Consider the following 14,333-nt stretch of genomic DNA (forward strand, 5'->3'; position numbering starts at 1 on the left):
CAGGTAAAGTATTTTTACCTAGACCAACTTTTTAAATGGAAAGGAGGTAATGTTATGTCTTCATTTCAATTGCCAAAGCTTTCATATGACTATGATGAACTAGAGCCACATATTGATAGCAATACACTTTCCATTCATCATGGAAAGCACCATGCGACATACGTAAACAATTTAAATGCTACTTTAGAAAATTATACTGAATTACATAATAAATCTTTAGAAGAATTGCTATGTAATTTAGATGCTTTACCGAAGGAAATTGTTACAGCTGTACGAAATAACGGTGGTGGTCACTATTGTCATAGTCTTTTTTGGGAAGTGATGAGCCCACGAGGTGGCGGTGAGCCTAATGGAGACGTTGCAAAAGTAATTGATTATTATTTCAATACCTTTGACAACTTAAAAGATCAACTTTCCAAAGCAGCTATTAGTCGTTTTGGAAGTGGCTATGGATGGCTTGTTCTTGACGGTGAGGAACTCTCTGTTATGAGTACACCAAATCAAGATACGCCTTTGCAAGAAGGGAAAATCCCCTTACTCGTAATTGATGTATGGGAACATGCTTATTATTTAAAGTATCAAAATAGGCGCCCAGAGTTTGTTACCAACTGGTGGCATACAGTAAACTGGGACCAAGTAAACGAGAAGTATTTACAAGCAATTCAATCACAAAAACATTAGTCGTACGTATAAGGTAAATTTGGTAATGTAAAATCAGTATTGTCGAAATCCTCCAGAATCCCCCGGATTGCCACCGGGGGATTTATGATTACTTCATTGTATTTATATAATGTTTTAAAATATTTTTTATTTCTAGTTTCAGCTCTCGGAACAAAAATCCGAATTCACGAGCCTTTCCATTATGTAACGTACAGTTAGTTACCTCATTATAAGGAGCTATATTTCCCCCAGCTTTCTGAATGAGTGCTTTTATTCCCGTCTTCTCTTCTATGAAATGAATAATTTCTTCCATAGAAACTACTCCGTTACTACAGGCGTTAATTGGTCCTCTCACATTTGCCATTCCGCACCAAGCTAGAAACTTTCCTGCCTCTTTTTCATGTATAAATGACAAAGTTCCATCTACATGATCCACAACGATAGGTTTTTGGTTCACAATACATTCAACGTAAAATTGTAACCTTTTCGTATAATCATTTTCTCCAATAACAACTGGAAAACGCACTGCAACGACTGGGAATGTTGCATGTTGAAATACAACGGCTTCAGCTAATCTCTTTCCTTCACCATAATTGAAGTCATTCCTATCTCCATACGCTATTGCATACTCGTACGGATTAAAGTCTTCTTCTGATAAGCTTAGGGCAGGTTCATAGACGGCCATTGAAGATGTCATAACATATTTCTTCGTTTTCCCTCGTAACACTTCACATATTCCCTTCGCTGCATTCGAGCTATAGCATAAATTATCGTATACAATATCATAACTTTTATCTTCTAGACGCTCTGCTAGTTGTTTTTCATCTTCCCTATCTACAATAAGTCTTTTTACTCTACTGCCAAAAGAATCTTCCGTAATTCCTCTCGTCGCAATCGTTACATCGTGCCCCTCTTGCAAAAGTGCTTCTACTAAATGTTTACCAAAAAATCTTGTTCCCCCTAGCACCAATACTTTTTTCAACTTCATCATCCCCACTTTAGCAAATTGTAAAATACTACCTCTCTATTATAAGTGCTAACATATAAAAAGCATGGAATTCGTTTAACGATTCCATGCCTTTATACAGATAATATATTAACGGACTCGATATTTATAAATACAATAACAGAAGTACAAAATAGAAATTACTGATACATAAACCCATAGTTCATATACAAATCCCTCTCCCCACACTCCCATAAAATAAAAGAGTGAAGGTAAAGTCAATGTTACCCATGATTGTACGAAGGCAATCCTTCCAAGATATTGATTAATGTTCTTCTTTTGTGTATTTAATACAAAGAATAAATACCAAAGTAATGCCCACATAAACCACGTTAACGCATTAACAACATCATGGAATTGAACAAATGAAACAACCATATAGAATAAGGCTATAATTGCTACCCAAATACAAAACCATCCTAGACCACTACTATCCATTCCTTTTATAAAAGTAACACCTACATATAAATAAGTTAATCCAAATAAGAAAGTAGCCGCATATGAATACACTGTCCAATTGCTTTGGTCAGAAATCATAATCAAATAAAACGGAATAATAATTTGTAGTGCACCCACAAATAAATTAAAAACACCCGCACTTTTCATCTCTGCTTTCCCTAATATAACAAGACTATTTAAAAATAAAGCTGCCCCTGAAAGTAATAATCCTACATAACCCATATATATTCGTGTGAAAATCTTTACCTTTCACACTTTTAACCTCCCCACACTATAAAATGATACTTATATTATTTTTCTTCCCATTTAAAACTACATACATAATTTTTCATCTAAATAAGTCAGACCTCCTACCTCAAAAAAGGAGTGAACTTAAAACGCTTTCAATAATAAATAATCCTATCAAAACATGAACTAGGATTCCTTGATTATAAACGTACTCTAGCAATGATACAAGTGTTGGAATACATTTCAATAATACGCTTTCAATTCCCATAAAAAATCAATAAAATAATACATTACTCTATCTCATTCTACTACCTTGTAGCATAAGATATTGTAAAATCATATCATTTAAAACAGCGAACGTTCTTTTCTAGGTTCGCTAATAAACTTAGTAGAAAATGAATATAAAAAATGACCTCTTGCTTTTATGCAAAGGTCATTTTTGTATATTCACCATTAAACTTCTAGATAGCCATTTTTATTATTTGATTGCCATTTCCAAGAGTCAGCACACATTTCTTCTAATCCGCGTGTTGCCTCCCAGCCTAATTCACGCTTTGCTTTCGATGCATCAGCAAAACATACTGCCACATCACCTGGGCGACGCTCTGTAATTTTATAAGGAACTTTCTTGCCTGAAACTTTTTCAAATGCTTCAACCATCTCTAGTACACTATAGCCCATGCCTGTGCCCAGGTTATAAGCATCTACTCCTGTTGTACTCAGTACTTTCTCAAGCGCCTTTACGTGACCATTTGCTAAGTCCACAACATGGATGTAATCACGGACTCCTGTTCCATCTTTCGTTGGATAGTCATTTCCGAATACGCTTAATTCTTTTAACTTACCTACCGCTACTTGCGTTACATATGGCATTAAGTTATTTGGGATTCCATTTGGATCTTCTCCGATACGCCCACTTTCGTGTGCACCAAATGGATTGAAATAGCGAAGTAATGCGATACTCCATTCTGGATCTGCAAATGCTACATCACGCATAATTTGCTCAATCATTAATTTCGTTTGACCATATGGATTTGTTGCACTTAATGGAAACTCCTCCGTAATCGGTGACGTTTCCGGGATACCATATACAGTTGCAGATGAACTAAAGATTATCTTCTTTACATTATGTTTCTGCATTACTTCACATAGCACTAACGTGCTTGTAATGTTGTTATGATAATATGTTAATGGAATCGCTACTGACTCCCCTACAGCTTTAAATCCTGCAAAGTGAATAACTGCTTCAATTGAATTTTCTTCAAAAATTGCGTCAAGCGCTTCGCGATTTAAAACATCTTCTTTATAAAACTTAAATTGTTTTCCTGTTATTTCTTTTACTCGATTTATAGATTCTACCGAGCTATTCGAAAGATTATCCACTACTATAACTTCGTAACCGCTATTTAGTAATTCTACACATGTATGACTACCAATATATCCTGCTCCACCTGTTACAAGTATTGCCATAATTATAGTCCTCCATATTTCATTCATTATAAACTTCTCAAAGTATATCACATATTTCTTATCCTATGTTTAACATGCGAACACAAAAACTTACATTTTATCCCATAATAATTTTATAACATATACGATTCTAATCAGGTAATAAAAAAACGCCACATAATAAAAATTATGTGACGTTTTTTTATTAAATTACGTAACAATATACACTTAGAAAATGCGCAAGACTACCTAATAATACAAAAACATGAAAAATTTCATGATGCCCCATATATTTAAACTCTAACCATTTTGGCTTTGTTCCATAAATAAATCCACCAATTGTATAAAAAATGCCACCAAGTACTAAGAAAATAATGCCTCCTGTACTTAAATTCTCAGCTAACGGCGCAAAGAATAAAACAATTAACCAACCCATCGTAATATAAATTGCTGTCGATAACCACCTTGGACAATTAAACCAAAACATTTTAAATACAATGCCACAAATCGCAGTTGCATAGACTAAACAAAATAATAGCAAACCACTTGCTGAATTTAATGTAATTAAGCAAAAGGGTGCATATGTACCTGCAATTAATATAAAAATCATAGAATGATCTAGCTTCCTAAAGAAGTATATAACACGTTCATTGGCCACAACACTATGATATACAGCTGACGCCGTATAAAGGACCATCATTCCAATACCAAACAAAATAACAGCTGTAATTGCAGCAAATGATGGCATCTTGATAGAAACTTTCACAAGCATAGCTAATAACGCAATAAATGATAATATCGCTCCACCTAAGTGAGTAAATGCATTAACTGGTTCCCTTACATAAGTATTCATAATAACACCCCTCATATAATTACATGTAGTTTTGATAACTACATGTAATTATATGCACATTTCTTTTTAAGGTCAACATTTACAATTCATTTGTTTCGTAATACCATATTTAAAGATATATTAAACATTAAGTTCCACTAAGTTATAAAAGTGAGGGATTCTACGTGGAAAATATAAATGAATTACTTAAGACATTACATTTAGAAAAAAACATTAAACTTGAGGATATTCCAAATGTTGACTTATATGTAGACCAAGTTGTCCAACTATTTGAGAATACTTATGCAGATACAACGAGAACTGATGATGAAAAAGTATTAACAAAAACGATGATTAATAATTACGCAAAAGGGAAACTATTCATCCCTATCAAAAATAAAAAGTATTCAAAAGAGCATATGATTTTAATTAGCCTAATTTATCAATTAAAGGGAGCTCTCTCCATTAACGACATAAAAAGTTCATTAGAAACTATAAATGACTCCTTATTAAATGATGATTCATTCGAATTAAATACGTTATACAAAAATTATCTTGCTCTTACTGAAAGCAATGTCGAAAGCTTTAAACAAGACGTAAATAACCGTGTTACAGAAGTAAATGAGATTTCTTCCTTAGAAGATACAAAGCTAGAAAAATTTCTACTACTAACATCCTTCGTCACTATGAGTAATATGTATAGACGTTTAGCGGAGCAACTAGTGGATGATTTAAAAGAATCATAAATAAAAAACTATCCACCTATTAAAGTGGATAGTTTTTTATTTACTTAATTGCTTCATGAACTTTTAGTTGTTTCCCTTTAATCGTTGTAGTCTTCATGACTTTCAAGACAAGTGGTCCTTTTCCATTTAATATTTCAACGTAAGAAACATTATCTTGTATCGTAATAATACCTATATCTTCTGCTGTAACACCTTTAATTTTAGCAATTGTACCGACGAAATCTACCGCCCTAATTTTCTTTTTCTTCCCGCCATTAAAGTACAGCTTCATAATGCCTTTGTTGATATCTGCATTTTTATCTTTCTTTATAATTGGTTTAGCATGTATCTTTTCTTCAAATGCAGCTTTCTCTTTCATAACTTCTTCTTTTGAAGGTCCAATTGCCTTTGGAATTTCAAATCCAATATACTCCTCAATCTCTTCTAAAAATCTATTTTCATATGGTGTTATAAATGTAATAGCTTTTCCACTATTTCCAGCTCGTCCCGTTCTTCCAGTACGATGTACATAGCTTTCTTTTTCAAGTGGAATATCATAATTAATAACATGTGTAATATTATCAATATCAATTCCTCTCGCAGCTACATCTGTTGCTACTAAATAACGGAATTTTCCTTTTCTAAAATCATCCATGACTTCAAAACGATCTTCTTGTACCATACCACCATGTATTTTGTCACAAGGATAGTTAGCTCGTTTTAATTGTCTATATACATGATCTACATTTTCTTGTGTACGACAGAAAATAATACAGCTATCAGGATTCTCAATCGTTGTTACATCTTTAAGTAGTGAAAGCTTCTCGTCTTCTATCACCTCAAAAAGAGTATGTTCAATTTTATCCGTCGTAATCCCAGCTGCTTTAATTTCAATATGAATTGGTGAATTCATATATGTACGAGACAATTTCTCAACATCTTCTGGAAGTGTTGCTGAAAATAACATCGTCATTCTTTTTGTAGGTAATTCATCAATAATTGCCTCTACTTGATCGATAAAGCCCATATTTAGCATCTCATCTGCTTCATCAATAACTAAATACTTCAAACACTCTAAAGAAAGGGTACCCTTCTCAATATGATCCAACACACGACCAGGAGTACCAACTACAATATGTGTCTTTTGCTTTAATTCTAATTTTTGACGTGCAAATGGAGATTTCCCATAAACTGCCGCAGCCTTAATCCTTTTGAATCGACCTATATTTGTAATATCTTCTTTTACCTGTACCGCAAGCTCTCTCGTTGGTGTTAAAACTAATGCTTGTGGTTTATTCTCTTCCCACTCCACCATTTCACAAAGTGGAATACCAAATGAAGCCGTTTTTCCACTTCCAGTCTGGGACTTCACAACAAGATCCTTCTTTTCTAATGCAACTGGAATAACCTCACCTTGTACTTCTGTTGGATGATTATATCCTAACCCAGTAAGTGCCCTTACGATTTCCGTACTTAGTTTATAATCAGAAAAACTTTTTTTACTCATATATTAACCTCATTTTATTTTGTATTATTTTCTTTTTTATCTTTTGTATACATTACTATCACCCTACTTATTATACTTGAAACCTCACATAAAAAGGTGGATCATGCCAGATTCATCTTTTTATATAGAAATAAACCTTATCATTTCATATAATGTTCAACTACTTGATAACATCTTTTGCTCGTATTGTTAGCATTAACCTTTTCATAGTATCCTACATCCACTCCAAAAAAATAAAAAGAATACATACAACCTTGTATAATTATCTTAATTTTTCAACCTTTTTCATAAACGAACAATAAAAATAAAAAAACGTTTTAAATTCGTTTTTAACGTTGTTTTTCAGATATAAAATCTACTTTTTCAAAAAATGTTAAGAAATCCTTTGACTTCTTAATAAAAATAATGTAAATTATCCTATGGACGAACATTTTTGATTAATAAAAATAAAATATTCGTATTTTAGGGGTGTAAATGATGGAAAACGTATTCGACTATGAAGATATTCAATTAATTCCCGCGAAATGTATTGTAAATAGCCGCTCTGAATGTGATACAACTGTCACTTTAGGAAAACATAAATTTAAATTACCTGTCGTACCTGCAAATATGCAAACGATTATTGATGAAAGAATTGCAACTTATTTAGCTGAGAACAACTACTTTTATATCATGCATCGTTTCCAACCAGAGAAACGAATCTCATTCATTAGAGATATGCAATCACGTGGATTAATCGCTTCTATCAGCGTTGGTGTAAAAGAGGACGAATATGAATTCGTACAACAATTAGCTGCTGAGCAACTGACACCTGAATATATCACGATTGATATCGCACACGGTCATTCTAATGCTGTGATCAACATGATTCAACATATTAAAAAACATTTACCAGAGAGCTTCGTTATCGCTGGAAACGTTGGAACTCCAGAAGCGGTAAGAGAATTAGAAAATGCTGGTGCCGATGCAACAAAAGTTGGTATTGGACCTGGTAAAGTTTGTATTACTAAAATTAAAACAGGCTTCGGAACTGGTGGTTGGCAGCTAGCTGCACTTCGCTGGTGTGCAAAAGCTGCAAGTAAGCCAATTATCGCTGATGGTGGTATTCGTACACACGGCGACGTAGCTAAATCTATACGATTTGGGGCAACTATGGTCATGATCGGTTCTCTATTCGCTGGTCACGAAGAGTCTCCAGGGGAAACAATTGAAAGAGATGGCAAACTTTATAAAGAATACTTCGGTTCTGCTTCTGAATTCCAAAAGGGTGAGAAGAAAAACGTTGAAGGTAAGAAAATGTTCGTTGAGCATAAAGGTTCTTTAGAAGATACGTTAATCGAAATGGAACAAGATCTTCAATCTTCTATCTCTTACGCTGGTGGAACAAAATTAGATGCTATTCGTACTGTAGATTATGTTGTCGTGAAAAACTCGATTTTCAATGGTGACAAAGTATATTAATTCTTAAATTAACTTGAAGGACAAGCATTTTCATGCTTGTCCTTCTTTTTTGTATATAAAAATGTAAAATACTTTGATTTAACTGAATTTTCTATTGTTATATTTTTAGATAGTCTTAATAAGGAGGATATACGACTTGAAAAATGTAATGGAAAATCGCCTTAATCGCGTAGAGGTACCTGCTGAACTAACATGGGATTTATCCGATTTGTATAATTCTGATACCAAATAGCATACTGCATTAAACGCATTGGAAAATGATATACAGAAACTTGATTCATTTAAAGGACATTTACATACTAGCTCCCACACTTTATTAAATTGCCTACTTTTAGAAGAAGAACTTTTAATGACGTTAACAAAACTGTACTCATATGCAAATTTAAAAGAATCTACTGATCGTACAAATCCAAGTATTCAAGCGAACTCTTCCAAAATTTCTGCTTTATGGACGAAAGTACATACTGCACTATCCTTTATTCATAATGAAATTCTCATATTCGGCGAAGGAACAATTGAAAAATATTTAACTGAAGAAACAAAACTTGAACCTTTCCGTAAATCGTTACTAGAAATACTACAAAAAAGGCAGCACACACTGCATCCACTGCAGTAGCTCAAATGATTAAAGAGGAAGGACAACATGCTATTGATCGCTGGTGGTACAATGAAACATGCCGGAGTAGATATGTCAAAACCAGATGCAATCCGTAAAGCTGTTTCTTACGTTGGTTCATTAATTGATAAATTAGAGCATTCTTATCAAGTATAAAAAATAAGCCCTCGCTTTATGAGGGCTTATTTCATATTTACTTCCCAAACCGTTTGCGATATCCACATTTCCTGCAAAGTTCTTCAACCGCAACTCTTTTCGAAAATCCATCGACAATGTTTGTTGCTCTTTCACCTTCGATAATGTTAGAAAATGAATCATTATTAATATTCCCAAGGTTAATAATCCCTTCACCATCTAAACAACAAGGAATAACTGTTCCATTCGCTAAAATACCCGCTTGATTACGAAGTCCATGACAGAATCCTTTCCCATCATCCTCTTCTTCATGTAATGCTGGCCACTGGAATTCATAGTCTTGATTAATAAAGACACGTTCTGCAATTTTTATACCTTTTCCTGGTGTAAGCTTCTCTTCAATTTGATAAGATAGATCAAATTCATTTTCAATTATAGATAATAACTCTCTATTTTTCTGGATTTCAGCATTCGTTTTATTATCCTGAGTTAAATTCCATAACCTTAACGATACAATTAAATCTGATTGACTTGTCGCTTCCCTAATGAAGGAAAGTATACTCCTTACATAGCCCTCTTTATCTTGCGAACCTGGATGTCCATCAAAACTATGCAGTGAAAAATTCATTTGTCTTAACGCAGGCTTATTTAACAGCCTATGTCTTCTCTTATTAATTAACGTTCCGTTCGTTGTAATATTAACTTTAAACCCTTTTTCATGACTTAAGTCTAATAGTTGATCTATTTTCGGGTGGAGCAACGGCTCACCCTTCACGTGCAAATAAATGTAGTCTGTGTGAGGTTTAATTTGGTCTAATCTTTTAGTAAAATCCTCTACAGAAATGAATTGCTTCTGCCTTTCCGTCGGCGGACAAAAGCTACACGCAAGATTACATACACTCGTAATCTCCAAGTAAAACTTCTTAAACTTCTTCACCTTTAATTCCTCACTTCTCTAACTACTTATACTTTTTCCTCTTCATATTACAGCATATTTTTATGGAAATAGAAACATACTTATTTTAGGAAATCTACATACCATCTAATAATATTTAAAAGACCATCGGTAATTTTTGTCCAATGGTCTTTTTATCCTTTTATATGCAAAGAATAAATTTATTTATGATACGGTTCATCGTAACTATTCTAAATAAGGTTATTTTTTATTATTTTCATAATTAAATTTAACAAAAAAGGTAGTGCCTTCCGATCCTGTTTGAATTTCTATTTTTGCATTATGGCGGGCAGCAATGGCATAACATACACCTAACCCCAATCCAGTTCCATTATCTTTGGTCGTGTAAAACGGCGTACCCAGTTTCTCTAATACTTCAGGCCTGATACCTTTTCCTTGATCCCGCACTGCAAGCACCACACAATTTTGACCTTCCTTGTAAGTGCTAATGGTTAGAACTTTCCCTGTATTCATCGCTTCTAAGCCATTACGATATAGATTCATTAATAATTGCCGTATTTCATTACGATTTAAAAGTAATTCTGGAATGTCATTTGTATCGACTTGAATATATTTATTTTGATTGTACGTATCAATCTTTATTAAAGGAATAATATCGCGGATAATTGAATTTAAATCTAACATCTGCAAATCCGATTTCCTTGTATTACCCATTGAGAGAAATTCAGTAATAATAGAATTGGCACGGTTAAGTTCTTCAATCATTAAATGAAAGTATTTATTATGTTTCTCATAGGTATTCTCTTCTTTTAATAACTGTAAAAATCCTAGTACTGTTGTCATTGGATTTCTAATTTCATGGCTGATACCTGCTGCCATTTGCCCTATTAAATCTATGTTGGATAATCTTTTCAATTCCTGTTCATATTTCTTTTTTTCCGTTATGTTTTTAAAAATACAACAAATACCATCATCATACGGGTATGCAATAACTTCGTGCCAATATTCATCTGCAGTAGAAAGAAATTCGAAATGAACTGTAGTTCGCTCTGACATCGCACGATGAAATTCCTTATACATAACTGTGTCGATTTCACTCGGGAAAACATCCCATATATTCTTTCCTAATACATCTTTTGCTGTTTTTCTTTGCGGAAAATATTGGTGCTTATTTACGTACGTAAATTCCCATTTATTATTTAAAATAAAAAATCCATCCGTAATACATTCAATCACACTTGTAACTTTTTCATTAGCAGCAGCTAGCTCTCTCGTTCGCTCTTCCACTATGCTTTCTAGTTGATCCATATATGACAAATTCGAAAACGTAGGGGCTGTGGCATCAACGATAGATTTTGCTAGTTGAAGTTGAGAATGATCATAATTGTGAGCTTTTCCTTCTTTGCCAACGACGATTACCCCTAATACTTCTCCAATTGAAACCAATGGAATCATCAATAGACCCTTACTATCTATATTTTTTGTTTGAATAACTTCTTGAATCTTGGCTTCATAGCTTTTCTCTGTCCAATCCGCTTTTGTCCAATGACAGCCCTTACTTAATTTCGTTGTTTTAATTGTTGTTTTATCTAGCGGATCTAGAAGATGGGCAGTCATATTTTTACTCTCTAAAATCTGTTCTAGGTAAAAAAAGCATTTATCAAAACTCTCCTGTATCGAGGAACACATTGATAAATCACGTGTAACATTTAGTAACAGCTGCTTCTCAGCAATAAGGTTTTCCTTTTGTTTTAAATTATTTGTGTTTTGAATTGCAACCGCAGCCATATTTACATAAGCTTCAACACTTTGAATTTCTGAATCTGTTAAGTTCATCGGAATTCCATAATCAAATAAAAAAACTAGACCAAATAACTCTTGCCCAAATGAGATAGGCAGAGCTAATAAGGACTTAATTTTGAATGCATTAACCGGTCTCGGATCTGGTCGATGATCCTTTGAGGTATCAGGAATATAGATGGTTTTTTTCGTTTCAATAACCTCTTTTGCCAGTAAGTCTATTTCAGGATCAATTACTTGAGTATCGAGCGTTACGCCATTTATAGTCTCTGGTTTTCCTGCAAACCCTCTAAATGTTCCATCTTCCTGGGGTAAATAAATTCCAACAGCATCGCACCTAACAATTTCCTCTGATATCGCCATTGTCACACGCTGCAATACGTCACGTAGTTCTAATTTCGTATTTATTATTTTTGTTATATTTGCGAGTCTAGAATATCTCGTCTGATCACTTACCATTCACATAGCCTCCAATTATAGGCATAATAAAATAAATATGATAATATCAGTGTTTTACATAGAATACATTACTTATGATACGGTTCTCCACGATTAATCCGAAACGCTCTATACACTTGCTCAAGCAACACTAATCGCATTAATTGGTGTGGCAATGTCATCTTTGAAAAAGAAAGTGATTCATTTGAACGCTTCATCACTTCTGAGCTTAGTCCAAGTGATCCACCAATTACAAATGCGACTTTACTCTTTCCGTATGTAGCAAGGCGATCTAGACTTACCGCAAATTCTTCTGATGACTTTTGCTTTCCATCTATAGCTAATGCAATCACATGCGTGTCATCAGAAATTTTATCCAGTATACGTATACCTTCTTTTTCCTTTACAATTAACATTTCTGCTTCACTTAAATTTTCTGGCGCCTTTTCATCAGGCAATTCAATTACTTCTACTTTTGCGTATGCAGATAATCGTTTTAAGTATTCTGCTATACCTTGTTTCAAATATTTTTCTTTTAATTTCCCAATTGAAATAATCGAGATATTCACACGTATCCTCCACCTTACAAACATGTTATCCACAAAACTTATCCACATATCCACAAATACTACCCACATATTGTGTGAGAATCTGTGTTCGATACAACATATGTCGCCTCATTTTGACAAAATTCACATGTTTTTTTCTCTTTTCTCGAGTTATCCACATTGTTGATAACTGGTGCAACTTCACACTCATCCACAATAATATCTAACGCTAATTCAACATGTTCTAAACAACAAGGTAAATTCATTTTCTACACCTCACTTTTCTACAATAGAAAACAGGAGGTAGGCCCTCCTGTTTTTAATACTTTTGAATGCCTAATTTCACTGTTGTTGTTACTCTTTTTGTACCACGATAAAACGTAAGAGTCATTTTATCATTAATTTCCTTATCATATAAGGCCGTACGGAATCCAATAATATCGCGAATCGGTTTTCCATCTACTGCCACAATAACATCATGTTCTCTTAAACCAGCATCCGCACCTGGCGAAGGACTTTTCACATCCAAAATACAAACGCCCTCTGTTACAGTACCTGGTAAATGTAATGTTTTTGACCAATAATAGTTTGGGATTTCATTTAATGACCTAAGTTCAATCCCAACATACGGTCTTCTTACTTTTCCATACTTCTCAAGTTCATTCATAATCGGAACAGCTCTAGTCACCGGAATAGCAAGGCCGATTCCTTCTACTTCTTTTGCAGCAATTTTCATTGAATTAATACCAATTAATTGTCCTGCTGCATTTACAAGCGCACCACCACTATTCCCCGGATTAATCGCTGCATCTGTTTGTAACACTTCTACTTGCCAATCATAATGTCCATCTTGATCTAAATCTACAGGGACAATACGTTCATTAGCTGAAATAATACCTTGTGTAACTGTTCCAGAAAATTGCAGTCCAAGTGGGTTTCCAATCGCAATAACTGGTTCTCCTCTGCGAACAGTATTAGAATCGCCAATTTCAATTATTTTTTTCACATGCTTTGCATCTATTTCTAATACAGCTAAATCTGTGACTACATCGGTTCCTAATACTTTTCCAGGAACCTTCTTACCATCACTTAGACTTACTTCAATACGATTCGCTCCAGCTACAACATGATTATTCGTTACAATATAAGCTTGACCATCTGTCTTTTTATAAATTACTCCTGATCCTGTACCGGCCTCTGAATCTGCCTCTGAAAAATTATCTCGTTGAATGTTAATAACACCCACAACAGCTTCAGATGCACGATCAACAGCATCTACAAAGCTAATCTGTTTAATCCCTTGAGCTTCAGCCATATTACTTCCGCTTGCTTCAGCTTGCGGAAGCGTATCAGCAGAATTCGAAAATAAAGGCGCTCCAAACGCAAATAAAGAAGCTCCTACAATTGTTCCCGCTATACTCGAAAGAACTATACCTTTGTGCTTCTTTTTTCCTGCACGTTTCATACGATAACTTTCTTCATCAATAAAGGACATATTTGTTCACCTATCTTCCTGAAAACAACTATATTCACCTTTATTGTTTACTAAAATG

The 14,333-nt window shown here is 34.0% G+C and carries 14 protein-coding genes and 1 pseudogene; 5 read left to right on the forward strand and 10 right to left on the reverse strand.

The genetic code is table 11. The features are described from left to right. Window positions 1–54: 54 nt before the first annotated feature. Window positions 55–681 carry a superoxide dismutase [Mn] gene (sodA, locus tag MHB52_RS27900; protein WP_000094037.1) on the forward strand — a complete coding sequence of 209 codons (627 nt, stop codon included), beginning with the start codon at window positions 55–57 and terminating at the stop codon, window positions 679–681. Between the two features lie 88 nt (window positions 682–769). On the opposite strand, the gene MHB52_RS27905 is transcribed toward sodA, so the two are convergent. The 4 genes from MHB52_RS27905 to trhA all read right to left on the reverse strand — a co-directional run bounded on the left by MHB52_RS27905 (window position 770) and on the right by trhA (window position 4,655). Next, window positions 770–1,651 (reverse strand): NAD-dependent epimerase/dehydratase family protein, encoded by an 882-nt coding sequence (locus MHB52_RS27905; RefSeq protein WP_080451678.1) that lies wholly within the window; start codon window positions 1,649–1,651, stop codon window positions 770–772. A gap of 105 nt (window positions 1,652–1,756) precedes the next feature. Next, window positions 1,757–2,347, reverse strand: coding sequence for an AmiS/UreI family transporter (locus MHB52_RS27910; protein WP_000542569.1), 591 nt, complete (start codon window positions 2,345–2,347; stop codon window positions 1,757–1,759). A 459-nt stretch (window positions 2,348–2,806) separates the two neighbouring features. Continuing rightward, complete coding sequence (gene galE / locus MHB52_RS27915; protein WP_016118979.1) at window positions 2,807–3,823, reverse strand: UDP-glucose 4-epimerase GalE; 1,017 nt, start codon at window positions 3,821–3,823, stop codon at window positions 2,807–2,809. A 184-nt stretch (window positions 3,824–4,007) separates the two neighbouring features. Continuing rightward, window positions 4,008–4,655, reverse strand: a complete 648-nt coding sequence (trhA, locus tag MHB52_RS27920; RefSeq protein WP_001099728.1) for a PAQR family membrane homeostasis protein TrhA — start codon at window positions 4,653–4,655, stop codon at window positions 4,008–4,010. Window positions 4,656–4,819: 164 nt separating this feature from the next. Here trhA and MHB52_RS27925 point away from each other — a divergent pair, with 164 nt between their 5' ends. Beyond that, entirely contained in the window at window positions 4,820–5,380 is a 561-nt protein-coding gene (locus tag MHB52_RS27925) for a DUF1836 domain-containing protein (protein WP_000427884.1), read from the forward strand. Between the two features lie 40 nt (window positions 5,381–5,420). On the opposite strand, the gene MHB52_RS27930 is transcribed toward MHB52_RS27925, so the two are convergent. Next, complete coding sequence (locus MHB52_RS27930) at window positions 5,421–6,866, reverse strand: DEAD/DEAH box helicase (protein ID WP_000039354.1); 1,446 nt, start codon at window positions 6,864–6,866, stop codon at window positions 5,421–5,423. 477 nt (window positions 6,867–7,343) lie between these two features. Here MHB52_RS27930 and guaC point away from each other — a divergent pair, with 477 nt between their 5' ends. The 3 genes and pseudogenes from guaC (at window position 7,344) to MHB52_RS27945 (ending at window position 9,099) form a co-directional block, all read left to right on the forward strand. Next, window positions 7,344–8,327, forward strand: coding sequence for a GMP reductase (guaC, locus tag MHB52_RS27935; RefSeq protein WP_000432447.1), 984 nt, complete (start codon window positions 7,344–7,346; stop codon window positions 8,325–8,327). Between the two features lie 136 nt (window positions 8,328–8,463). Further along, window positions 8,464–8,934: pseudogene (locus tag MHB52_RS27940) on the forward strand (oligoendopeptidase F); the annotation flags it as partial. A gap of 36 nt (window positions 8,935–8,970) precedes the next feature. Continuing rightward, a complete protein-coding gene (locus tag MHB52_RS27945; RefSeq protein WP_016118980.1) occupies window positions 8,971–9,099 on the forward strand; it encodes a hypothetical protein in 129 nt (42 codons plus the stop codon). A 37-nt stretch (window positions 9,100–9,136) separates the two neighbouring features. On the opposite strand, the gene MHB52_RS27950 is transcribed toward MHB52_RS27945, so the two are convergent. From MHB52_RS27950 to MHB52_RS27970, 5 genes are all read right to left on the reverse strand, one after another. Next, window positions 9,137–10,015 carry a radical SAM/SPASM domain-containing protein gene (locus MHB52_RS27950; protein WP_061664261.1) on the reverse strand — a complete coding sequence of 293 codons (879 nt, stop codon included), beginning with the start codon at window positions 10,013–10,015 and terminating at the stop codon, window positions 9,137–9,139. Window positions 10,016–10,234: 219 nt separating this feature from the next. Continuing rightward, the gene (locus MHB52_RS27955; RefSeq protein WP_061664260.1) at window positions 10,235–12,253 is read right to left on the reverse strand and encodes a GAF domain-containing sensor histidine kinase; all 2,019 of its coding nucleotides are present in this window, start codon (window positions 12,251–12,253) and stop codon (window positions 10,235–10,237) included. Between the two features lie 68 nt (window positions 12,254–12,321). Beyond that, window positions 12,322–12,801, reverse strand: a complete 480-nt coding sequence (gene rlmH, locus MHB52_RS27960) for a 23S rRNA (pseudouridine(1915)-N(3))-methyltransferase RlmH (RefSeq protein ID WP_001026998.1) — start codon at window positions 12,799–12,801, stop codon at window positions 12,322–12,324. Between the two features lie 59 nt (window positions 12,802–12,860). Further along, window positions 12,861–13,046 carry a CxxH/CxxC protein gene (locus tag MHB52_RS27965; RefSeq protein ID WP_001052832.1) on the reverse strand — a complete coding sequence of 62 codons (186 nt, stop codon included), beginning with the start codon at window positions 13,044–13,046 and terminating at the stop codon, window positions 12,861–12,863. A 53-nt stretch (window positions 13,047–13,099) separates the two neighbouring features. Then, complete coding sequence (locus tag MHB52_RS27970) at window positions 13,100–14,275, reverse strand: S1C family serine protease (protein ID WP_000008042.1); 1,176 nt, start codon at window positions 14,273–14,275, stop codon at window positions 13,100–13,102. Between the last annotated feature and the right edge of the window lie 58 nt (window positions 14,276–14,333).

Source organism: Bacillus sp. FSL K6-0073, from assembly GCF_038006085.1.
In the GTDB taxonomy this organism is placed as follows: Bacteria; Bacillota; Bacilli; order Bacillales; family Bacillaceae_G; genus Bacillus_A; species Bacillus_A cereus.